This window comes from Actinomadura oligospora ATCC 43269, from assembly GCF_000518265.1.
Taxonomy (GTDB): Bacteria; Actinomycetota; Actinomycetes; order Streptosporangiales; family Streptosporangiaceae; genus Spirillospora; species Spirillospora oligospora.
Genome location: NZ_JADG01000003.1, coordinates 530,667 through 552,546 on the forward strand (window position 1 = coordinate 530,667; position 21,880 = coordinate 552,546).

A 21,880-nucleotide genomic window follows, 5' to 3' on the forward strand; every position below is an offset into this window, starting at 1 on the left:
ACGGTGATGGTGCGAGCGGCGTTGAGGCGAGGAGCCGCGGACGCCCCGTGGCTACCCTCGGCCGAGCCGTTCGGCGGCTTCCACAAGGGGACGGTCCGACTCCTGCCGTGTCTCTGGGGTGGCCTGCGCAGGGGCAGCGGTCGCGGAAAAGGATATCGAGTGGCGTGTCGCCAGGGCCCGGTCGAGGTCGGTGATGAGGTCTTCGGCGTCCTCCAGGCCGATGGAGAGCCGGACCAGGCTCGCGGCCGGACGGGCCCGCGGGGCGACGGGCCGGTGGGTCAGCGCCGCGGGGTGCTGGATCAGCGAGTCGACGCCGCCCAGGGAGACCGCGTGGGTGAACAGGCCGGTCGCCGAGGTGACGCGTTCGGCCTGCTCGTAGCCGCCGTGCAGGTCGATGGAGATCATCGCGCCGGTCCCGTCCATCTGGCGTCCGAGCAGCCCCAGCGGGTCTCCGTCGAACCCGGGGTAGTAGACCCGCGCGACGCTCGGGTGGGTCTGCAGCCATGCGGCGATGCGCCGGGCGTTCGCCTGCTGCGCCCGCACCCGGACCGGCAGGGTCGCGAGCCCCCGGTGCAGGAGGTAGGCGCCCAGGGGGTGGAGCAGGCCGCCGGTGACGGCGCGGACCCGGCGCAGGGCGGCCGCCTGCTCCTGGCCGCAGGCGATGACACCGGCGATGACATCGCCGTGCCCGCCCAGGTACTTCGTCGCGCTGTGCAGGACCATCGCGGCGCCGAGGTCGAGGGGATTCTGCAGGATCGGGGTGGCGAAGGTGTTGTCGACGAGGACGGGAGTGCCCTCGGCCGCCTCGACGACGGCGCGGATGTCGACCAGGTCCAGCGTCGGGTTGGCGGGCGTCTCGAGCACGACCAGCGCGGTGTCGGGACGGCGCGCGGCGGCGACCTGCGAGGCCGAGCAGTAGGTCACCTCCGCGCCGAGGAGACCCGAGGCGAGCAGGTGGTCGGTGCCCCCGTACAGGGGACGCACCGCCAGGACATGACGGCGTCCGCCGCTCTCCTTCAGGGTCGCCAGGATCGCCGCGGTCATCGCCGCCATGCCGGAGGAGAACGCCACGGCGGCCTCCGCGTGCTCCAACCGGGCCAGCGCCGACTCGAACCGTGCCACGGTCGGGTTCCAGAGCCGCGCGTAGACCGATCCGCCCTCGGGGTCCGGCGTCCCCCCACCGGCCATGGCCTCGTAGGACAGGCCCCCGGCCTCGATGCTCGAGAGCGGGTTGGTCGTGGAGAGATCGATCGGCGGCGCGTGGACGCCGAGTTCCGCCAGGTCCTCGCGGCCCGCGTGGACGGCGACCGAGTCGAGTTGCAGATGCGACGAAGTCATGGCGGAAGACTGGGCCGTTCCCCAATGATCTGCAAGACTCTCCGTGGAAAAAACGACTATGCGCGCATATTGGTGCAGTTTCCGCAAAAGGAGTGCTCGTGGCCGGGCCGCAGCCGAAGAAACCACAACCCGTTCCGGCCCCCCTCGACGGCACGGACCTGGCGATCCTCGCCGCCCTCGTGGACGACGGGCGGATGACCAACGCCGCGCTCGCGGCCCGGGTGGGCATCGCCGAGTCGACCTGCGCCTACCGCGTGCGCGCCCTGCGGGACGCCGGGGTCGTCACGAGCATCGCCGCCCGGCTCGACCTCGGCGCGCTCGGCCACCCCATTCAGGCCATCATCAAGGTGCGCCTGGGCAGCCACAGCCGCGACCACGTCCACACCCTCTACGACCGGCTGGTCGACGTGCCGGGCGCCCTGACGGTGCTCCACGTCGGCGGCGACGACGACTTCCTCCTCCACGTGGCCGTCGCGAGCCCCCAGGAGCTCCGGGACCTCATCCTCGAACACGTGACCGTCCACCCGATGGTCCGCCAAACGGAGACCCAGCTGGTGTTCGAAGTACGCGACGGCCGCGGCGTCCTCACCCGCTGACCCCAGCCCGATGCGCGTCGGGGACCGACTGTCGAGGTCACCTGGAGCGCTTGTCCTTTCGGGCCTCGCGCCAGGCCAGGACGAGGATCGGGCCGAAGATCATGAGGCAGAGCACGCTGATGACCAGGCCGAAGACCTCGGCGAAGTCCGTCGGGTTCGGGCCCGCGAGGTCGGAGGCGGTACCCCAGATCCCGGCCAGGCAGAAGACGATCAGGATCGAGAGGAGCACGACGAGGACGCGGTCGCCCTGCCTTTCGTTGCGCTCCCGCTGCGCGAGCAGCTCGTCCCGGCGGGCCACCAGCTCGTCGAGTTGCTCGCGGAGCAGTCGTCCGGCCGGATCGTCCGGGGCCACACCGGACAGGCGCGCGCTCATCGAGTCGATCACCGAGTTGAGCGTGGTCAGCTCGGTGGGTCCGCTCGGAACCGAGTAGGGCACCACGCGCTCCATGGTCGCTCTCGCGCGCCGTCCCGGACAGGCCTCTGGACGGTTCCGGTCACGGTCGTCGGTAGACGGCAGAGAGGTCGCCTTGCCGGGCGTGACGACACCGCCGCCGGGGGCGAAGGTCTGCGTCCCTCATCACCGCCGAGAGTGTGATTGGTCCCGGTTGTCCGGGTGGTGGCCGGGGTCCTGGTGTCCGGGATCGGCGGTGTCAGGCGTGGTTTCGCGGGTTTGGAGGCGGAGGGCGGTGGTCAGGCCCAGCGTCATGACGGCGGCCCCGAGTAGGCAGAGCGCGGTCCAGCCGCCCGCCTGGTAGAGCGCGGTGCCGACTCCGGCGCCGACGACGCCGCCCAGCGTGTAGAGGGTCATGTAGACGGAGGCGACCCGCGACCGGGCGCCATCGGCCCGGCCGTAGAGCACGCTCAGGTTCAGCAGATGGACGGCCTGGACCGCAAGGTCCATCGCGACCAGGCCGAGCAGCAGCCAGGACAGCGACGAACCGCCCATCCAGAGCGCCCCGAAGGACGCGATGCCGAGCGCCGGTGCCGTCCTGGTCAGCAGCCGCTCCCGGCCCCGGTCGGCCGCCCTGCCGACGAACCGCGCCGCGAGCGTGCCCGCGGCTCCGGCCAGCGCCAGAAGTCCGATCGTGGTCTGCCCGTAGTGGTACGGCGGCCCCGCGAGCTGGAAGGAGAGGGTGGCCCACAGCGCGCCGAAGGCGGCGAAGGCACAGGCCCCGAGGTACGACCGGCGCCGGAGCAGGGGGTCGCGTGCCGCCAGCCGGACCGTCGCGGCGAGCTGCGCGCGGTATCCGATGGTCGTCTCGGGTGGTGTCGGCGCCATCACCCGGGCCGGCACGACCAGCAGGGCCGCGGTCGCCAGTGCCGCGATCGCGAACAGCGCGCGCCAGCCGAGCGCCTCGGCCACCACCCCCGCGACCGTCCGCGACAGCAGGACGCCGGTCATCCCGCCCGTCAGCATCGTGGCCATCGCCCGGCCGCGTTCGTGCGGGGCGGCGAGTCCGGCGGCGTAGGGCACGAGGACGTTCACGACACCGGCGCTGGTCAACCCGAGGACCGCCCCGGCGATCAGCAGCACCTCGGCCGTCGGCGCGGCGGCGGTGGCGGCCAGCGCGGCGACCTCGGCGCCGAGCAGGACGCCGACCAGCCGCCGGCGTCGCACGATGTCGCCGAGAGGGACGACGAGCACCAGCGCCAGCCCGTACCCGAGCTGGCCCACCGCGGTGAGGTAGCCCGCGGAAGGGCCGAAGGACCGCGCCATCTGCGGCAGGAGCGGCTGGCAGTAGTAGAGGTCGGCGATCGTGACGCCGTAGGTCACGGCCAGGAGCCGGAGGGGTGGAGTGCTCACCCCGCCGACGGTAGGAGGCGAATGGGCCACCGGTAAGATCCACTTTCATGTCGGACGATGGGCCCAATCGGAGCATCGACCTGCTGGTGGACGTCGAGGCCGGGACCGGGCGGCGCGCCGGGCTGGAGGAGGCGCTGCGCACCGCCATACGGATCGGACGGCTCGGGCCGGGCACGCGGCTGCCCGCCTCCCGGGCGCTCGCCGCGGGGTTGGGGATCTCCCGCGGGACCGTCCGGGCCGCCTACGACCAGTTGGTCGCCGAGGGCTACCTGACCGCCCGCCAGGGCTCGGGCACCGTGGTCGCGCTGCGCGCGCAGGCCCCGCCGGAACCCCGGACCGGCGCCCCGTCCGAACCTCGGACCGAGGCCCACGGCGGCGGCGGGCGGTACGACCTGCGACCCGGCAGCCCGGACGCCTCCGCCTTCCCCACCGCGCTCTGGCTGGACGCCTCGCGCCGCGCCCTGACCCGGGCGTCCGCGGAGGCCTTCGGGTACGGCGACCCGCGCGGCCGGATCGAGCTGCGGATCGCGCTCGCCGCCTACCTCGGCCGGACCCGCGGCGTGCTGGCCCGTCCGGAGAACATCCTGATCACCAATGGCCACCTGCAGGGCATCACGCTGCTCGCCCGGGTCGTCGGCGGGACGGTCGCCATGGAGGACCCGGGCGTCCCGTTCCACGCCGAGGGGGTCCGTCGCGGCGGCGCGGCGGTCGTGCCGCTGCCCGTGGACCGCCGCGGCGCCCGCACCGACCTGCTGGCCGGGACGGCGGCGACCGCCGTCGAGGTCACCCCGGCCCACCAGTACCCGACCGGCCGCACATTGCAGCCCGAGCGCCGCCGGACGCTGGTGGAGTGGGCCCGCGACACCGGCGGCCTGATCATCGAGAACGACTACGACGCCGAGTTCCGCTACGACCGCAAGCCGGTGGGCGCGCTGCAGGGCGTCTCACCCGAGGAGGTCGCCTACCTGGGGACGACGTCCAAGACCCTCGGCCCGGCCCTGCGCCTGGGCTGGATGGTGCTGCCGTCCCGCCTGGTCGGCGCCGTCGCCGACGCGAAACTGCACACCGACCATCACACCGAGCACCTCGGCCAGCTCGCCTTGGCCGACCTCATCACCCGGCACGCCTACGACCGCCACATCCGCGCCTCCCGCCAGCGCTACCGCCGCCGCCGCGACCAGCTCCGCACCCGTCTCCAGCCCTACCTGTCCCACGGCCTCACCATCGAGGGCATCGCCGCGGGCCTGCACGTCCTTCTGACCCTCCCACCGGGCGGCCCGACCGAGGCGGACGTCACCGCCGCGGCCACCGCGCGGGAGCTGGCCCTCGGCTACCTGACCGAACGGCGGTTGAGCCCGTCCACCCCCGAGCAGGCGATCATCATCGGCTACGGACGCCCCGCCGACCACGCCTACTCCGCGGCCCTGGACGCCCTGACCAGCACCCTCGACGCCGTCCTCCTCCCACCCGTCCCGGAACTCTGAGCCGTGCGGACGGCCCCGAGTCCTGACACTTCGCGCTCATCCCTGCCGCGCTCGCCGAACGGGCTGAACGGCATGTTGAGGGGTTTCGCTGCGGGAGGGGACGAATCTTGTCGGCGGGTCTGGGGGCGTTTAGTTTGGGCAGACGGTCTCTCACGGTGCGTTAAGGGGCGTTGCCATGGGCTGGGGCGCGCGGCTTGGTCGGGTCGGTGCGGCGCTGCTGCTGGGAGCGTCGGCGATGGGGTCGGGGACGGCGTACGCCGCCGGTGACGCGCCCGGTGCGCCGGGTGGTGGTTCGTCCTGGACCACGGGAGACAAGCCGGCGCTCGGCACCGCCACCAACGCGGCGTCCAAGGTCTGGTTCACCGTGGCCAAGGGCGTGACCTCCGAGGTGTTCTACCCGAGGGCCGACGTGCCCGACGTGCAGGACCTGCAGTACGTGGTGACCGATGGGTCGAGCTTCACCGATCTGGAGCGGGAGGCGACGACGCACACGGTGTCGATGCCGGACGAGAAGTCGCCGGAGTACACCGTGACCAACACCGCGACGAACGGCCGCTACCGGCTGACCGAGACCTACGTGACCGACCCGTCCCGTTCGACCCTGCTGGTCAAGACGCGTTTCCAGTCACTGGACGGCGGGTCGTACCAGCTTCATGCGCTCTTCAATCCCTCGCTGGCCGGGAGTGGTGGCAACGACACCGGCGCGTGGGACGCCTCGAACGGCGCGCTTGTCGCCTCCGACGGCCAGGCGGTGTTCGGTGGGACGGTGGCTTCGGCGTTGAAGTCCTCGGCGGGCTTCACCACGCACACCAGCGGCTACAGCGGGACATCCAGCGACGCCCTCACCGACCTCCGCGCCAACAGGCGCCTGACCGGCCAGTACGACACCGCGAACAGTGCTGGCAACATCGTGCAGGCAGGGCAGGTCCCGGTCGGCGCGGATACGACGTTCACGCTCGCGCTGGGATTCGGCACCGACAGGGCGACGGCGGCGTCGACGGCCAATGCGTCGCTGTCGGCGGGCTTCGCCGCGGCCGAGTCGTCCTATGGCTCTGGCTGGCACGGCTATCTGACCGGTAAGATCGTGCCCGCCAGCGTGTCCGGCAACACGCTGCTGCGCCGCACCTACCTGGTGGGCCTGATGACTTTGCACGGCCTGGAGGACAAGACGTTCCCCGGCGCGAACGTCGCGTCCCTGGCCACGCCCTGGGGTGACAACGTCGACGGCGGTGCGCTGAACGACGGCTACCACCGCGTGTGGGCCCGCGACCTCTACCAGCAGGGGACGGCCCTTCTCGCGGCGGGCGACGCCGGCCAGGCCAAACGCATGGCCCAGTGGTTGTGGAACCACCAGCAGATCACTGCTTGGACTCCGGGCGACGGCGTGACCTACGGGCCCGGGTCCTTCCCCCGCTACTCGCCGGTCGGCGGGGTCAGCGGGGCGACGCCGCAGCAACTCGGTTGCTGCGAGCAGTTGGACCAGGACGCCTTCCCGATCGTCCTGGCCTGGCGGACCGGGCTCACCGACGCCGCCACATGGTCGAAGATCAAGCTGACCGCCGACCACATCGTGGGCTTCGGCCCCGGCACCCCGGGGGAGCGCTGGGAGGAAGAGGGCGGCGTGTCGCCGTCCACCGTCGCGGCCGAGATCGCCGGCCTGGTCTGCGCGGGTGACATCGCCCGCCGCAATGGCGACACCGCGAGCGCCACCACGTACGAGAACACCGCCGACTCGTGGCGGAACTCGCTGGACGGGTGGACGTTCACCACGTCCGGGTACTTCGGCGACCACTCCTACTACGAGCGGATCGAGCACGACACCAACCCCAACGACACCTACGCCCGCGCCTTCGCCGACGGCACCTGGTGGGAGCGCGACATCGTGGACGGCGGCTTCCTGGAACTCGTCCGGCTCGGCGTCCGCCCCGCGTCCTACGGGAACGTGACCGCCTCGCTGCCCGAACTCGACGCGGTCGCCTCGGTCACCGCCCCCAACGGCGATGTGTACTGGCACCGCTACAACCACGACTCCTACGGCGAAAGCCAGGACGACGGCACCGGCTGGCCCGCGGGCCACGGCCACCCGACCGGCCGGGCGTGGCCGCTGCTGTCAGGCGAACGAGGCGAGTACGAACTGGCCGCGGGCCGTCCGGCGACCGCCCAGTTGAAGGTCATGGCCGACAGCGCGAACGACGGCCACCTCATCCCCGAACAGGTGTGGGACAGGACCGACCAGTACGGCTTCACCTTCGGCAAGGCGACAGGCTCGGCCGCGCCGCTCGCCTGGGCCGAGGCCCAGTACGTCCGGCTCGCCCTGTCCATCGACGTCGGACGCCCGGTCGACCGTCCTTCGATCGTCACCTCCCGCTACGGCACGTCCTGAGGGGGACCGGCCGGGTGGTCACAGTTCGTGGAGCGCCTCCTGCAAGGCGGTGATGATCCGGCGCGTGTCGACGTCGCTGGTGCGCCAGTTGCTGAAGGCGGCCCGTAGCGCCGGGACGCCGTCCAGGACGGTCGGCGTGAGGAAGACCACGTCGGCGAGCCGGCCGGTGAGGGCGGCGAGGCGCTCGGCGGTGGGGTTCTCCGCCAGGGTGAAGCAGACGACGTTCAGGTGGACGGGCGCGAGGAGGCGAAGCCCCGGCGTCCCGTCGATGGTGTCGCCCAGGGCGCGGGCGCAGGCGACGCAGCGTTCCACGATCTCGCGGTGGCCGTCGCGCCCGTAGGCGCGCAGGGTGAACCACGCGGCGACGGCCCGCAGGCGGTGGGAGTTCTCCGGGGTGAGGTGGGCCGTGTCGGGGGTCTCGCCGAGCGGGCCGAGGTAGGCGGCCGCGTTCTGGAAGACGGCCGTCTGCAGGTCGCGTCGGCGGGTGAACTGGACCGCGCTGTCGTACGGCACGTTCAGCCACTTGTGCAGGTCGACGCAGACCGAGTCGGCCGCGTCCAGGCCGTCGACCAGGTGCGAGGAGTCCGCGGACAGGGCCGCGAAGGCGCCGAAGGCCGCGTCCACGTGCAGCCAGAAGTCGTGGCGCTCGCGCAACGCGCGGATGGCGCGCAGGTCGTCGAAGTCGGCGGTGTTGACCGTACCGGCGTTGGCGACGACCACGCACGGGCCGTCGGCCTCGTGTTCTCGCAGCGCCCGCTCCAGCGCGGCGATGTCGACGGCCTCCCGGCCGGGGAGGGTGTCCACCGGGACGAGGGCGGCGCGTCCCACACCGAGAATCGACAGCGCCTTGGACACGCTCGAATGCGCGGCCCCGGAAAGGACCCGCACCGGGCCGAGACCGCCGACGCCGTCCTCGGCCGGTGAGACGCCCCTGCGCTCGCCGAGCCACTCGCGGGCGGTCGCGAGGCCGACGGTGGTGGACATGGTGGCGCCGCTGACGAACGTTCCGTGGTGCCGGTCGGACAGCCCGAAGAGGCCGCGCAGCCAGGCGATCGTCTCGCGCTCCAGGTGCTGTCCCGCTCCGTCCAGGGAGGAGAAGGCGTTCTGGTCCCAGGTCGAGGTCAGCCAGTCACCGGCCAGCGCCGCCGGGGTCACGCCCCCTGTGACGAATCCGAGGTACCGCGGCCCCGCGCTCGCCGAGAGCGTCGGTTCCCAACGCTCGGTGAACTCGTCTAGGGCCGCCTTCAGGCCCACGCCCCGCCCGGGCAGCGGTGTGGGCGGAGGAATCGGCACAGAAGGGACGACGTCCCGCTCGTCCAGGCCCGCAAGAAGGGCGGCGGCGTGCCGTTGGACGTCGCTGAGCAGCTTCGGCAACTCCTCGCGGTCCGCCGCAAGTCGCAGGTGCATGAAGGATGTCTCCGTTCGTGTCGGCTGACCACGACCGTAGGCAGCCGTCGACCCGAGGGCATGGTCCAATCATGGGAAACTGGACCAGTGCGGATGGGAGCCGAGCAGCTGGTCCGGGCCCTGGGGCCCTGGCGACGGTCCGACGCGACACTGATCGCGGCGCTGGACCGGGCCGTGCGGGACGCGGTGCTCGACGGCCGCGTACGCGTCGGCAGCGAGCTGCCGGCCGAGCGTCGCCTCGCCGCCGCCCTCGGGGTGAGCCGCGGCACGGTGACGGCCGCGCTGGAGCGTTTGCGTGACAGCGGATGGGTGGCCACCCGGCACGGCAGTGCCAGCACGGTGCGGCTGCCCCCGGCCGCGGCGGAGCGGATCGCCCCCCTCTCGGCGACGGGGGAGGGCGGTGCCGTCACCGACCTGCGCCGGGCCGTGCCCGCCGCGCCGCAGGCGGCCTACCTGGCAGCGACCGGGCGCGCCATGGAACGGGCGGCCCCGCTGCTGGCCGAGCACGGCGAACCGGGGCCGGGCCTGCCCGAACTGCGTGCGTCGATCGCCGCACGGTACACCCGTGAAGGGCTGGCCACCCGGCCCGAGCAGATCCTCGTCACCAGCGGCGCGCGGGCCGCGCTGGCCCTGCTCGCCGCGCACTTCGAGCCCCGGGTGGCCGCCGTCGAGACCCCCACCTTCTTCGACGCGCTCCGCGTGCTGCGCGGCTCCGGGACGAAGCTGGCGGGCGTGAGGGTGAGCAGCGAGGGCTGGGACCCCGACCAGCTCGAGGCCGCCTTCACCGCCGCCCGAGGGCAGCTCGCCTACCTGGTGCCCGACTTCCAGAACCCCACCGGCGCGCTCATGCCGCAGCGAACCCGCCGGGCCGTCGCCGACCTGGCAGACCGGCACCGGGTGACCGTCATCGCGGACGAGACCATGCGCGACCTCGACCTGCGCGACCGTCCGGAGCCCGTGCCCCGGATCCGCGGCGCGGTGCTGATCGGCTCGACCAGCAAGGCGATATGGGCCGGCCTGCGCATCGGCTGGATCCGGGCGGCGACCCCGCTCATCAGGCGACTCCAAAGCCATCCCCTTGCCGGACCGCTGTCCGCGTCGCCCGTGCAGGAGCTCGTCGCCGCCGAACTCCTGGGCGACCTGGAAACGGTGCTCCATAGACGCCGCGTCGAACTCAGGCAGCAGCGCGACCACCTCAGCGGGCTGCTCGGCCACGACACCCGCTGGGACTTCACGGTTCCGCCCGGCGGCCTGGCACTGTGGCTGCGTCTCGCCGCCACTCCCGCCGACACGGTCGTCGAAAGGGCAGGCAGGAGCGGGGTCGAACTCACCTCCGGCCCGCGCTTCGCGGCCGACGCCACCCTCACCCACCACCTGCGCGTCCCGTACACCCCGCCACCCGACGTGCTCGATCGGGTCGCCGCGGCCATCGACGCGGCCTGCTGAAACCAGCCGGGAGCGGTCGTACCTGGTGAGACCAGCCCAGGGCCTCGACGGCGCGGCAACAGGACGGTCTGGCCACCACGTGCACCTACTTGCTTACGTTAAGTAATTGACCTGCCGGTTCGCTGCTTGGAAGGCTTCCCCTTGGGGGCGAGGTCGATTGATGGTGATCGCGCAATCGGCGCCTCGCGCCCGAACGTCAACCGGGGGAGCGAGGGAGTGATGGCGATGAACTCTCGTCCACGAGTGATTCGGATGGCCCATCGTCTGAGCGCGAAGGCCATCGCCTTCGGGGCCGCGGCGGTGTTCGTCACCGTTCCGTCCGCGTCGGCCGCCTCGGACGCCGACGCGTTCGCCGTGCTCTCCGGGTGCGGGGGCAACATGCCCGCGCAGGCCTGGTGGAGCACGGGGCAGGCGAACTGCAGCCACTGGGGTACCCCGGGCGCCCGGGTGACCTACTCGTGGCACAGCCTCAAGGGGGACGGGTACAACGCCGTGCAGGTGCGCGGCTTCGATGGCAAGGGCCGGTCCACCTGGTACGGCTGCGGGTGGGCGGCGTCAGGAAAGTGCACCGTCTCGTGGGGCAACTACATCGCGACGCCCAAGGCTCGCGCCATGAACAAGGTGCACGCCGACCACATCTATTTCAGCGTGAGATGAACCGTGAACGCGGCGGCGGGCGGTCGGGTCGCCCGGCTGGGGGCCCCGACCGCCCGCCGCGTGCTTTCGCGGCAGGTTACCTGGAGGACTCCTCGTACTCCTTCACCTTGGCGTTGTTCTTCGCGCTTCGGGAGCTCTTGGCGCCGGAGTCGCGCTTGGCCTTCTGGCCGCTCCCGGCGTCCTCCGCCTTCAGCGCCTCCTCGTGGGTCCTGACGACCTCGCTGTCGCGGATCTCGCCGCGCCAGCCCTCGATCTCGTCCCGGTGGGTGAGCGACCGGGTCATCACGTGACGGCGGAAGTGCTTGAGCTCCAGCCGGACGCGACGGCCCTGCGCGCGCCAGATGTTGCCGGTCCGCTCGAACAGGCCCTGCGGGTGGTACTCGAGGACGACCAGGACGCGGGTGAGGTTCGGCGTCAGCTCGTGGAAGCTGATGGTGCCGTCCACGTGGCCCTTCGCGCCCTTGGAGCGCCAGACGATGTGCTCGTCCGGGACCTGCTCGACGATCGTGGCCTCCCAGGTCCGCTTGGACCAGAAGATCCTCGCCTGCCAGTTCAGCTTCGCGTCGTCCGCCTGGTCGACGCTGATGACCTTCTTCATGAAGGACGGGAACTCCTGGAACTGGGTGAACTGGTCGTAGACGAGGCGGCGCGGCGCGCCCACGTCGGTGTGCTCGACGATGCTGGTGAGCTTCACCTTCTTGCCGTCGCCGCCCTTGCCGCCGCCCCTCTTCAGCAGGCCGCCCACGGTGTCCTTGAGGCGGCCGAAGAGCCCCTTCGGCTTCTCGGCGGGCTTCGCGGAGTCGGCCTCGGCCTTCTCCGCCTCGGGAGCAGTGGTGTCCTGCTCGGGCTCGTCGTCCCGGCCGTTGCGGTGGCCGAGCGCCCGGCGGGCCGCGACCGCGGCTCCGGCGCCGAGCAGGACGCCGCCGGTCGCGCCGAGCGCCTTGCCGCGGGGGAGTCCGCCCGGCAGCCTCCGGACGACGCCGCCCAGCCCGCCGTGCTTGTGGCCGCCGACTGGCAGCCGCTTGGTGATCTTGCCGACGGGCACGGGGCCCGCCTTCGTTCCGCTTCTCATGGTGCGTTCCTCCCGCACATGTCGGTTCCGGGTTCTGGTCAGGAGGTCCGGACGACCTCGCCGTCATGGATCTCGCCGCGCCAGCCCCCGACCTCGCCGGGAGCGGTCAGCGCGCGGGTCATCACGTGACGGCGGAAGTGCTTCAGTTCCAGCCGGACGCGGCGGCCCTGCGCGCGCCACAGGTTGCCCGTCCGCTCGAACATCCCGCCGGGGCGGTAGTCCAGGACGAGCAGGACGCGGGTCAGGTCCGGGGTCAGTTCGTGGAAGCTGACCGTGCCGTCGACGCGTCCCTTGGCGGCCGTCGACCGCCAGACGATGTGCCGGTCGGGAACCTGCTCGACGATGGTCGAGCGCCACGTCCGGGTGGACCAGAAGATCCGGGCCTTCCAGCTCAGCTTCTCGTCGGTCTCCTGGGTGACGGCCACCACCTTCTTCATGAAGGCGGGGAAGTCCTCGAACCGGGTCCACCGGTCGTAGACCAGGCGGCAGGGGGCTCCGACGTCGATCTGCTCGACGATGGTGGTCGGCCCGCCACGCCGGCCGCCGCCGAAGATCCGCTTGAGCGTCTCCTTCAGGGCCGTCCACCCGGCGCTGAGCAGCGCCCGGGCCGGGGACCTCCCCTCATGGAGGGCGCGCGCGGCGGCGAGCGCGGCCTTGACCGCCGGGCCGCCGTGCTCGGCCTCGGCGGCCAGCCGCCGGACGGAGCGCTCCAGTTTCGCCTCGTACCGGGCGACGATCCGGCGCGTGATCCTGTGGACGGCGCGGCCGGCGGCGAACGCGGCCAGGGAGCCGCCCGCGCCGACGGCCAGTCCCGTCCGGAAGTCCATGTCTCTCGTCACCTCGCCGTCCCATCGGAGTCGGCGAGCGGGCTACCCGCATAAGGCGGGGCAAAACAGGCCCCAGGCCAGGCCAGACCCGCCGATGTGCGGGGTGGTGGTCCGGATTCGGCCGTGGATCGTGTCGCCGTCTGGGACGGACGGTCGTGGGCGGATGATGGGGCATGGACATCAACTGCGTGATCGTGGACGCCGCCGATCCGGAGAAGCTGGCGGCCTTCTGGAGCGGGCTCCTCGGCCGTCCGGTGGTCGGACGCGTCGGGCCGTACGTGTGGCTCGAACGCAGGAACGGCCTGGGCGTGGGATTCCAGCGAACCGACCGGGCCAAGGCGGGCAAGAACCGGTTGCACCTGGACCTGGAGTCGGCGGACCCGGCCGCCGAGCAGGCCAGAGTGGAGGCGCTGGGCGGACGACGCCTCACCGAGTACGACCCCGGCGGGTTCCTCGTCATGGCCGACCCCGAGGGGAACGAGTTCTGCGTCATCCCCAAGGGCTCGTTCGAGGTCGACGACGAGGGACGCGCCGACTACCTGACCGGTGGCCGCTGAGGATTCACGGGCCACCGGTCATGACGTCGAGTTCGGGGCGGCCGGACGAAGTCCGCCCCGCCCGCGAGACCTCAGACGGCGGCGTCGAGCTCGGCGCGCAGCTCCGGAGGGAGGACGAGGGCGGCGCCGGTCATGGCCTCGTCCAGCTGGGCCACGCTGCTCACGCCGACGATCGGCGTGACGGGCGGGGCACCGCCGGTCAGCCAGGCGAGGACGACCTCGTTGCGGGTGACGCCGAGGTCGTCGGCGGCCTTCGCCAGCGCCGCCAGCCGGCGGGTGGTGCCCGGGTGGTCGTACGCCTCGGACAGCGGACGGTCGTCGCGGGTGTAGGCGCCGCTCAGCAGCGGGGTGTAGGCCCACACGGCCAGGTCCCGCTCGGCCCCCACGTAGTCCAGGGTCTCGTCGGTCACCCATCCGAGGCGGTGGTTGTGGTCGGGGACCGGCGCGCCGGGACGCGGCCTGAGATACGAGTGCCGCAACTGCAGGGCGGTGTAGCCCGTCCACCCGTTGGCCTCGGCGATGCGGCGAGACCGTTCCACCCGCCACAGGGCGAGGTTGGACGCGCCGAGGCGTCCCACGGTCGTGGACTCGGCCAGCTCGGCCAGCGCCTGAACCGTCTCGTCCAGCGGCACCGACCGGTCGTCCATATGCGTCCAGAGCAGGTCGACGTGGTCGATCCCCAGCCGCCGCAGGCTGCCCTCCACCGCCGACTTGACCGCCGGAGCCGACAGGCCCTCGCGGTTGCCCGGCCACTCGCCGTCGCCGACCGGCTGGGAGCCCAGCTTGGTGGAGATCAGGACCCGGTCGCGGACGCCCGGACGCCTGGCCAGCCACGCTCCGATGACGCGCTCGCTGTGCCCGCCCTCGCGCTCCGGGTTCGTCCAGAACGCGTAGCAGTTCGCGGTGTCGATGAGGGTGCCGCCCGCGTCGACGAACCGGTCCAGGATCTCGAACGAGGTCCGCTCGTCCGTCTCGCTGCCGAAGCGCATCGCGCCGAGAGCGAGGTTCAGCTCTGCCATCTGCTCCTCCTTGGTCGGGACGGCAGAAGTCTCTGACCTGGAGCGCGCTCCAGGTCAACCGTCAGGTGTCCGCGTGGCCGTCCCGGCCGTTGTGACTACGATGAGTGATCACACTGGTACGCAACGCTATGAAGGCGGTTTTCGATGCGGTCGATCCGACTGACCACGGCAGCCCTGCTCCTGACCGCCGGGACGGGTCTCGTCCACGTGCCCTCCGCGGCCTCGGCGAGCGGCCCGACCGGCCTGGAGCGGTCAGCCGCGCCTGCCGTCGTCCGCTCCTGGGACGACTGCCCGCAGGGCCGGATGTGTGTCTGGCGTCTCCCGAACGGCCACGGCTCGCGAGGGTCTTTCGCCAAAGTCGCACGTGACCTCAACGAGCTCGGCGGCGGTCTCAACGACCACGTCATGTCGTTCTGGAACCGCACCGGCAGGACCTGGTGCATGTTCGCCGAGGCCCACTTCGGGGGTGAGCATCGCAAGTACCCGCACGAACCCCTCCTCGGCGCCAAGGGCAACACCGGCCGGTTCGGCTACCAGGTCAGCTCGCTCCACCCCACCTTCCTCGGCCTCTGCTGAACCTGGACCGGTGACGGGCGGCGCAGGTGAGCCGGGCCCGCCGATGCTGGTCCGAAGACGATCGCCGTAGCGCCTCCGGCGTGAAGAGCGTGGCCCAAATCCGTATGAACCTTCGCCCGGAATGGGGGGCGGAGGCCCGGGGTAAGCAAGCAGTGGGGGGAAAGATGCCGTTCGTTCTGGATGCCGTGGTGAGCAGCCTGCCCTATTACCTCGGGGCCGGTCACTGGGGCGTGATCGTGATCGGTCTGATCGTGGTGGTGGCGGTACTCGTCGCCCTGCGGATCGTGATGGTCCGGCGCCACCACCGAGGCGGTCACCGCCACTGAGACTCGTGTCCGGAAGTGACGGGTCGGCGCGCGGCAGAGGTGGACCAGCGCGCGCCGGAGGCGAGCGTGGTGGCGCGTCGACCACCTGCTCCGCCGCTACGGGACGCTCGCGGCCGAACTGCTCGAACTGATCGACGAGCGACCGCGGCTCGGCGAACCCTGGCGGGAGCGGAGTCGTATCTCAACGCCGAGATCTACTACGCGGTCCTCACGAGGGCGCCCTGCACTTCGACGACCGCGCCGCCGACGCCGTCCGCAGCGAGGCCACCGCCAGCTGAGCGTTCCACCCCTGGGCGACCGGGATCGAGGGCGACCGCGCATCCCACGCGGTCGCCCTCGGTGATTCCGGGGGCTTTTGCTGTTCGGTCGATTCGTGCAGCTCAGGAGGTCTGGCTCAGGGGTTGGGTGAGGGTGTGGAGGCGGGCGTGTGAAGGGGTGCCGGGCTCGGCGCTGTAGGTGACGAGGGCGCGGATGCCGGGGTCGGCGGGCAGGGCGAGGAACTCGTAGTCCAGGTGCAGGTCGCCGACCTGGGGATGGTGCAGGTGGTAGCGACCGAAGGCCAGGTCGGCGACGTCGTGGCTGTCCCACATGTACCGGAACTGCTCGCTGGCGTCCTTCACGGTCGCGACGACCGCCTGCAGTTCCCGGTCGTGGGGGCGGGCGCTGGCGCGTAGCCGGAGGTAGGTGACGACCGTCCGGGCGATCCGCGGCCAGCTCGGCGCGGTGACCTGCCGGACGGCCTCGTTCAGGAAGACCAGATGGGCCCAGGTGCGCTCGGTCTCGGGGACGGCGTCGAAGTCGACGGCGAACACGGTGGTGGCGGCGCGGTTCCAGGCCACGATGTTGGTGTGGTGCCCGACCAGGTACGCGGGGGCGGGGTCGATGACGTCCAGCAGTTGCCGCAGCCCGGGGCGCAGGCGCGGGGCGGGGGAGGGGGCCGCGGCCAGGGGCGGACGGGCCAGGTTGTGCAGGTGGGCGCGCTCGTCCCGGTCCAGCCGCAGCGCCGTGGCCACGGCGTCGATCACCGCGTCGGAGACGCCGTCGAGGCGCCCGCGCTCGAACCGGATGTAGTAGTCCACGCTGATCCCCGCCAGCTGCGCCAGCTCCTCGCGTCGCAGGCCCGGAACCCGGCGCCGGGCCCCGTAGGTGGTCAGCCCGACCTGCTCGGGGCGCAGCCGGGCCCGCCGAGACCGAAGAAATGCTGCTATCTGCGAGGTTTCTCCCACGATCGCCCATCTTAAAGGGGGTCTGACAGACCCCGGTTCCGCCGAACCCCGGGGTGAACACGGCCCTGGGCAGGGTTCCGCCCCTGGACGAAGCTGAAGATCACGGCCGCGCCACAGCTGACGCGGACCGCGTGACCCCCCCGTGAGCCTCGTGGAAGGACGACCCCGAATGAACCGCGCCCTGATCGTGATCGACGTGCAGAACGAGTACGTGACCGGCAACCTGCCGATCGCCTACCCGCCGCTGGACGTGAGCCTCGCCAACATCGGCGCGGCGATGGACGCCGCGACACGGGCCGCGATCCCCGTGGTGGTGGTCCAGCACGTCGCCCCCGCCGACTCCCCGCTCTTCGCCCGGGACAGCGTGGGCTTCGAACTGCACCCCACGGTGGCCGGGCGGCCGTACGACCTGCTGATGGAGAAGACCCTGCCGTCCAGTTTCACCGGCACCGGCCTCGCCGAGTGGCTCACCGAGCGCGGCGTGGACACCCTGGTCATCGCCGGTTACATGACGCAGAACTGCAACGAGTCCACCGCGCGGGACGCCGTCCACCGGGGCTTCGCCGTGGAGTTCCTGTCCGACGCCGCCGGGACGCTGAAGCTGTCCAACCAGGCCGGCAGCGTCGAGGCCAAGGAGCTGCACGAGGCCGTCCTGGTGGCGATGCAGTCCCGCTTCGCCGCGGTGGCCACCACCAACGAGTGGATCGCGGCCGTCGAGGGCGGGCCGGAACTGGAGCGCTCGGGGATCTACGGCAGCACCGCCGCCGCCCGTCCATGACCGGCGGCGCCCTCCCGCACATCCCGGCAGGGCTCGACCTGTCGGCGGTGGCGGTCGGGGCCGCCGCGGGCGCGGCCTCGGCCGCCCGCCGCGCCGCCGCCGAACGCATCGACGTCATCGGGGTGGCGATCGTCGGGATCGTCACCGGGCTGGGTGGCAGCATGCTGCGCGACGTGCTGCTCGGACAGGTCCCGGCGGCGCTCCGCGGCGACCGCTACCTTCTCGTCGCCCTGTCCGCCGCCGCGGCCGGGATGGCGTTCGCGCACCTGGTCACCCGCGCCGCCGCCGTGATCACCGTCCTGGACGCGGCGTCGATCGGGCTGTACCTGTCCCTCGGCATCAGCAAGGCCGGGAACGCCGGACTGTCGACCACCGCGGCGGTGCTGGTCGGGATCGTGGCCTGCTCCGGCGGCGGCGTGCTCCGCGACCTGCTGCTGGGCGACTCCGTCGCGATCGTCCGCGTGGGCTCGTGGTACGTCACCTCGGCCCTGCTCGCCGCCGGGGTCTTCCTGGCCGTCCGGCAGTCCGCGGGGCTGGGCGGCGCGACCACCGTGACCACGATGACGGCGTTCACGCTGCGCGTCCTGGCTTGGCGGCGGGCCTGGACGAGCCCCGCCGCCAAGCCGCTGAACATCGGCATCGCGCAGCACGTCCGGAAGGTTCCACAGAGGTCCGGGAGGCGTTCACGGAACGGAACGCAGGTCGGGCCGGGCACGTGCGCGCGTGCCCGGCCCGACCTGGCGGACGTCGTCAGCCGACGACGCTGTTGATCCAGCTGAAGTTGGGACCGGTGCCGGTGTAGATGTCCGGGCCGCCGCCGCAGATGTCGCTCACGCCCCGGCTGTCGACGCCCTCGACCTGCCAGTGACGAAGCGCACCGGCCCGAGTGACGGCTACGCGTCCGCGGGCACCGTCGCTGACGGCACCACGGTCACCGTCAGCTGCACCGGAACCGGCACCTCGCACACCGGCCGCTGGGGTGCCACCACCCTGGACCGCCTCTCCGACGGAACTTGGATCCCCGACGCCTTCCTCTACACCGGCGTCAACGGCGCGATCAAGCCCGCCTGCTGACCCCTTCCACCGCACCGCCCCGACCGAGCCCGGTCGCGGATCCGGCACGGCTCACTCCGCAGTGCCCGGTGTCCAGCGAAGCGTCATGTCGGGCAGGTTCTCCATGTTGCGATCACCGTCGTTGGTGTCGAGGACGGTGAAGCCGTGGCGCTCGTAGAACGCGCGGGCCTCGGTGTTCTGCTGGAAGACGCGCAGGGACAGCCCGTCCGGGCTGTGCCGCCTGACCTCATCGAGAAGCAGCGTCCCGATCCCCTGACGGCGGACGTCCGGGAGCAGGTACAGGTGTTCGAGCAGGTCGCCGTCGAGGGCCGCATATCCGACGACCTCCGCATCACGCATTGCGACCCAGGAACGACACTCCTTGAGCACGACATCCCGGATCCAGTGCCTCACCTGCTCGTCGCTGAACTCCTGCGGAGGCAGATAGGGCATGGTCGCCGACCGAGAGGTCATGTGGATGCGCGTGATCGCGGCGGCATCCGCGTCCTCCGCGCGCCGGATCCGGGTCCTGCCGTCATCACTCACGCCGGGGAACTTACATGGCCGACGCTATCCGCTGCGCGCCCCTCAGCGGCCGGGGAGTTCCCGGCCGGTCCCTGACGCGGGTGCCGAGCAGGGCCGCGAGCGCGGAGGCGCCGACCGCCGTGAGGGCGACGGTCGCGCCCGTGGGGCCGAGGTCGAAGAGCCGTCCGACCACCAGGTCGGCGGCGAACGCGAACACACCGGCGGCGGACTGGAGGACGCCGTAGTAGGAGCCGAAGCGGCCAGGGCCCGCGTAGAGGGCGGTGCGCTGGAAGACCGTCGGCTGGATCAGCCCGTTGGCGATGCCGTTCAGGACGGCCGCGAGCATCAGCGCACCCGTCTGCGTTCCGTCCAGCGGCGCCAGCACGAAGAACGCCGCAGCCGCGCACGACAGGCCGACGCGCAGCACCCACGGACGCTCGCCGCGGTGACCGTTGGCGACGAACGGCTGCACGGCGGCGGCGACCGCGGCGAGGAGACAGAAAGAGACGGTCGCCGCGCCGGAGGCGAAACCGAGAAGCGGGACGGCGGTCATGATGTGATTCGCGAGCAGGGTCGTCGGGACGGCCGTCAACGCGAAAAGCAAGAAGGCGCGGTTCCCGAGGACCGTCCGCGCACTGGCGCCGATGTCGCGAAAGCCCCTGGCCACGGGCGCGGTGACGCCCTCGGGCAACAACAGGAACAGAACACCGGCGACCGCCCACAGGACGGCGGCCGTCCCGGCCACGAGAGAGAACCGTCCCAGCGACAGCAGCGCGAGCCCCGCGAGGGGACCGGCGATCGTGGCGATGTGCTGGGCGGCGACGAAAGCGGCGAATCCGCGGGAACGGCGAGCGGAGTCGACACCGGCCAGCAGGCTTTGGGCCGCCGGGTTGTAGAGCGCGCCGCCCACGGCCTGGACGACGGCCGCGAGCACGAGCGTCCCGACATCGTCGGCGACGACGAGCAGGCCAAGGCCCGAAGCCCGCACCACACAGGCGATCACCCCGGTGCGGCGCGCACCGATCAGGTCGGTGAGCGCGCCGACCGGAAGCAACAACGCGCATTGAAGGCCGACCTGCGTGCCCAGGACCAGCCCGACGGCGCTCGCCGCCAGTCCCAGGTCGTTCCGCAGATGCGCGACGAGATGCGCCATGACGGCGAACGCGCCCAGGCAGACGGCGAACTGAGCCGCGACGACCGTCACGACCAACCGACGGTCGAACGCCGCACCCACGAAATGCGGGCCCGAAGCGTGCGCGGTCACCGGACGGAACAGCCCGCGTGCTCCGGCCGCATCCCTGTCTCGGTCACTGGGCGGTTTCCGGGTGGGAGCAGTCGGTCAGCGCGGCCGCGGTCAGAGTGAGGTGCTGTGCCAGCGCCTCGGCCGCCGCGTCGGCGTCGCGGGCCAGCGCGGTCTCCTCCAGGCGGCGGTGCTCGGCGTCGCCGTCCCGGCCGGGGGCGCGGTGCGCCGACCAGCGGCGGGCCAGCTCGCTGGCGGTCCACATCCGGTCGAAGGTGTCCATCAGGACGGGGTTGCCGCACCCGTCCAGCAGCGTGCGGTGGAAGAGGCGGTGGGCCTCGGCCCAGGCCGCGGTGTAGTTCTCGCCCTCCTCCGGCGCGTACGCCGGGGTCCGGGCCAGGCGGTGGTGGGCGGCCCGGACGCGGGCCTCCCAGTCGACGTCGCCGCGTTCGATGGACATGCGCAGCATGACCGGTTCGATCGTCCGGCGGGCCTCGGCGATCTCCTGCCACCGGCGGTCGGAGAAGGCCGGAACGGCGAAGCCGCGGTTGTGCAGCCGGTCGGCGAGGCCCTCGCCGACCGCCCGCACGAGCGCCTCGCGCATGACGGCCAGGCTCACCCCCAGCTCCCTGGCCAGATCCTGCGGTTTGAGCGCGTCGCCGGGGGCGTGGTCACCCCGCATGATCGCGTCCCGCAGGTGGACGAAGGCCTGCTCGGAGAGCATCTGCTTCCCCGACGCCGGAGGGGTGTGAGCCGTCTGAGTCATGGCCGTCATCATAGACGATTTGACAAATAATCGATTATTGCTGCTATGGTCGATCATGTTGGCGGCAAGGGCGGTGCCGGACGCTCCGCCCCGGCCACACGTCAGGCCCAACGCCGCCACCCCCACAGCACCGCGCGAAAGGAACGACAGGATGAGCGTCAACGACCCCTTCGCCCGCCTTCCCGAGGCGGCCTCCTTCACCGTCACCAGCGCCACCGTCGCCGACGGCTCCGCCTGGGCCCCCGAGCAGCACTCCTCAGGCGTCCCCGGCGGGAAGGACGTGTCCCCGCACCTGACCTGGACCGGCGCACCCGAAGGCACCAAGAGCTACGCCGTCACCGTCTACGACCCCGACGCCCCCACGGGATCCGGCTTCTGGCACTGGGCGGTCGCCGACATCCCCGCCACCGTCACCGACCTGCCCGAAGGTGCCGGCGACGCGACCGGCTCGGGTCTGCCCGAAGGTGCCTTCCAGCTGCCCAACGACGCCCGCGTGGCCTGCTACCTGGGCGCCGCACCGCCGGCCGGTCACGGCCCGCACCGCTACTTCGTCGTGGTGCACGCACTGGACGTCGCGTCCATCGGCGTCCCGCAGGACGCCACCCCGGCCTTCCTCGGCTTCACCATGTCCGGCCACATCCTCGGCCGCGCCGTCCTCACCGCCACAGCCGAAACCCCCGCCTGACCGACCACGCGCCCTGTGGCGGATCCACGGAGGCGACGGTCGAAAACGAGTTGATTCCCAGGGGTGCGTCGGAGAGGCTGCCCGCCGAGTGTTCAGGCCGGGCAACGGACGTCCG

23 protein-coding genes are annotated in these 21,880 nt (G+C 72.1%); 12 read left to right on the forward strand and 11 right to left on the reverse strand.

The features are described from left to right. Positions 1-51: 51 nt before the first annotated feature. The gene (locus tag P696_RS42655) at positions 52-1,338 is read right to left on the reverse strand and encodes a trans-sulfuration enzyme family protein (RefSeq protein ID WP_084336665.1); all 1,287 of its coding nucleotides are present in this window, start codon (positions 1,336-1,338) and stop codon (positions 52-54) included. Positions 1,339-1,436: 98 nt separating this feature from the next. Between P696_RS42655 and P696_RS0102055 the strand changes: the two genes are divergently transcribed. Beyond that, positions 1,437-1,934: an Lrp/AsnC family transcriptional regulator gene (locus tag P696_RS0102055; RefSeq protein WP_026411024.1), complete on the forward strand. Its 498-nt coding sequence runs from the start codon at positions 1,437-1,439 to the stop codon at positions 1,932-1,934. 37 nt (positions 1,935-1,971) lie between these two features. Here P696_RS0102055 and P696_RS0102060 read toward each other — a convergent pair whose 3' ends face one another. Then, entirely contained in the window at positions 1,972-2,370 is a 399-nt protein-coding gene (locus tag P696_RS0102060) for a hypothetical protein (protein ID WP_157429468.1), read from the reverse strand. A 141-nt stretch (positions 2,371-2,511) separates the two neighbouring features. Beyond that, positions 2,512-3,738, reverse strand: a complete 1,227-nt coding sequence (locus P696_RS42660) for an MFS transporter (protein ID WP_170026291.1) — start codon at positions 3,736-3,738, stop codon at positions 2,512-2,514. Positions 3,739-3,785: 47 nt separating this feature from the next. Here P696_RS42660 and pdxR point away from each other — a divergent pair, with 47 nt between their 5' ends. Together pdxR and P696_RS0102075 are read left to right on the forward strand one after the other, a co-directional pair. After that, positions 3,786-5,222 (forward strand): MocR-like pyridoxine biosynthesis transcription factor PdxR, encoded by a 1,437-nt coding sequence (gene pdxR, locus P696_RS0102070; protein ID WP_026411026.1) that lies wholly within the window; start codon positions 3,786-3,788, stop codon positions 5,220-5,222. A gap of 175 nt (positions 5,223-5,397) precedes the next feature. Further along, the gene (locus tag P696_RS0102075; protein ID WP_026411027.1) at positions 5,398-7,605 is read left to right on the forward strand and encodes a glycoside hydrolase family 15 protein; all 2,208 of its coding nucleotides are present in this window, start codon (positions 5,398-5,400) and stop codon (positions 7,603-7,605) included. Positions 7,606-7,623: 18 nt separating this feature from the next. Here P696_RS0102075 and P696_RS0102080 read toward each other — a convergent pair whose 3' ends face one another. After that, positions 7,624-9,012: a pyridoxal phosphate-dependent decarboxylase family protein gene (locus P696_RS0102080; RefSeq protein WP_026411028.1), complete on the reverse strand. Its 1,389-nt coding sequence runs from the start codon at positions 9,010-9,012 to the stop codon at positions 7,624-7,626. 93 nt (positions 9,013-9,105) lie between these two features. On the opposite strand from P696_RS0102080, the gene P696_RS42665 reads away from it, so the two are divergent. Both P696_RS42665 and P696_RS0102090 read left to right on the forward strand, forming a co-directional pair. Then, positions 9,106-10,458, forward strand: coding sequence for an aminotransferase-like domain-containing protein (locus P696_RS42665; protein ID WP_051466603.1), 1,353 nt, complete (start codon positions 9,106-9,108; stop codon positions 10,456-10,458). Between the two features lie 252 nt (positions 10,459-10,710). Beyond that, positions 10,711-11,115, forward strand: coding sequence for a hypothetical protein (locus P696_RS0102090; protein ID WP_026411029.1), 405 nt, complete (start codon positions 10,711-10,713; stop codon positions 11,113-11,115). Between the two features lie 76 nt (positions 11,116-11,191). Here P696_RS0102090 and P696_RS53875 read toward each other — a convergent pair whose 3' ends face one another. Continuing rightward, entirely contained in the window at positions 11,192-12,187 is a 996-nt protein-coding gene (locus P696_RS53875; RefSeq protein WP_084336669.1) for an SRPBCC family protein, read from the reverse strand. A gap of 38 nt (positions 12,188-12,225) precedes the next feature. Next, entirely contained in the window at positions 12,226-13,014 is a 789-nt protein-coding gene (locus tag P696_RS42675; protein ID WP_051466605.1) for an SRPBCC family protein, read from the reverse strand. A 173-nt stretch (positions 13,015-13,187) separates the two neighbouring features. On the opposite strand from P696_RS42675, the gene P696_RS0102105 reads away from it, so the two are divergent. Next, entirely contained in the window at positions 13,188-13,571 is a 384-nt protein-coding gene (locus P696_RS0102105; protein ID WP_026411030.1) for a VOC family protein, read from the forward strand. A gap of 71 nt (positions 13,572-13,642) precedes the next feature. Here P696_RS0102105 and P696_RS0102110 read toward each other — a convergent pair whose 3' ends face one another. Then, complete coding sequence (locus P696_RS0102110; protein WP_026411031.1) at positions 13,643-14,590, reverse strand: aldo/keto reductase; 948 nt, start codon at positions 14,588-14,590, stop codon at positions 13,643-13,645. A 144-nt stretch (positions 14,591-14,734) separates the two neighbouring features. On the opposite strand from P696_RS0102110, the gene P696_RS0102115 reads away from it, so the two are divergent. Both P696_RS0102115 and P696_RS55570 read left to right on the forward strand, forming a co-directional pair. Further along, positions 14,735-15,166 carry a peptidase inhibitor family I36 protein gene (locus P696_RS0102115; RefSeq protein ID WP_026411032.1) on the forward strand — a complete coding sequence of 144 codons (432 nt, stop codon included), beginning with the start codon at positions 14,735-14,737 and terminating at the stop codon, positions 15,164-15,166. Between the two features lie 164 nt (positions 15,167-15,330). Continuing rightward, a complete protein-coding gene (locus P696_RS55570) occupies positions 15,331-15,492 on the forward strand; it encodes a hypothetical protein (RefSeq protein ID WP_157429469.1) in 162 nt (53 codons plus the stop codon). A gap of 380 nt (positions 15,493-15,872) precedes the next feature. Here the strand turns inward: P696_RS55570 and P696_RS0102125 are convergent, their stop codons facing one another. Next, on the reverse strand, positions 15,873-16,718 hold the full coding sequence (locus tag P696_RS0102125) for a helix-turn-helix transcriptional regulator (protein ID WP_034482730.1): 846 nt from the start codon (positions 16,716-16,718) through the stop codon (positions 15,873-15,875). 169 nt (positions 16,719-16,887) lie between these two features. Here P696_RS0102125 and P696_RS0102130 point away from each other — a divergent pair, with 169 nt between their 5' ends. The 3 genes from P696_RS0102130 to P696_RS0102145 all read left to right on the forward strand — a co-directional run bounded on the left by P696_RS0102130 (position 16,888) and on the right by P696_RS0102145 (position 18,570). Next, entirely contained in the window at positions 16,888-17,496 is a 609-nt protein-coding gene (locus tag P696_RS0102130) for a cysteine hydrolase family protein (protein ID WP_026411034.1), read from the forward strand. After that, positions 17,493-18,266: a trimeric intracellular cation channel family protein gene (locus P696_RS42680; protein WP_051466607.1), complete on the forward strand. Its 774-nt coding sequence runs from the start codon at positions 17,493-17,495 to the stop codon at positions 18,264-18,266. Before P696_RS0102130 ends, P696_RS42680 begins: the two co-directional genes overlap by 4 nt. Positions 18,267-18,360: 94 nt before the next feature. Continuing rightward, the gene (locus P696_RS0102145; protein ID WP_026411035.1) at positions 18,361-18,570 is read left to right on the forward strand and encodes a hypothetical protein; all 210 of its coding nucleotides are present in this window, start codon (positions 18,361-18,363) and stop codon (positions 18,568-18,570) included. Positions 18,571-18,621: 51 nt separating this feature from the next. Here P696_RS0102145 and P696_RS0102150 read toward each other — a convergent pair whose 3' ends face one another. From P696_RS0102150 to P696_RS0102160, 3 genes are all read right to left on the reverse strand, one after another. Further along, the gene (locus P696_RS0102150) at positions 18,622-19,095 is read right to left on the reverse strand and encodes a GNAT family N-acetyltransferase (protein WP_026411036.1); all 474 of its coding nucleotides are present in this window, start codon (positions 19,093-19,095) and stop codon (positions 18,622-18,624) included. A gap of 10 nt (positions 19,096-19,105) precedes the next feature. After that, positions 19,106-20,278, reverse strand: coding sequence for an MFS transporter (locus P696_RS0102155; RefSeq protein WP_157429470.1), 1,173 nt, complete (start codon positions 20,276-20,278; stop codon positions 19,106-19,108). 103 nt (positions 20,279-20,381) lie between these two features. Then, positions 20,382-21,080 carry a GntR family transcriptional regulator gene (locus tag P696_RS0102160; RefSeq protein ID WP_026411038.1) on the reverse strand — a complete coding sequence of 233 codons (699 nt, stop codon included), beginning with the start codon at positions 21,078-21,080 and terminating at the stop codon, positions 20,382-20,384. A 151-nt stretch (positions 21,081-21,231) separates the two neighbouring features. On the opposite strand from P696_RS0102160, the gene P696_RS0102165 reads away from it, so the two are divergent. Beyond that, complete coding sequence (locus P696_RS0102165; protein ID WP_026411039.1) at positions 21,232-21,765, forward strand: YbhB/YbcL family Raf kinase inhibitor-like protein; 534 nt, start codon at positions 21,232-21,234, stop codon at positions 21,763-21,765. Positions 21,766-21,880 lie beyond the last annotated feature (115 nt).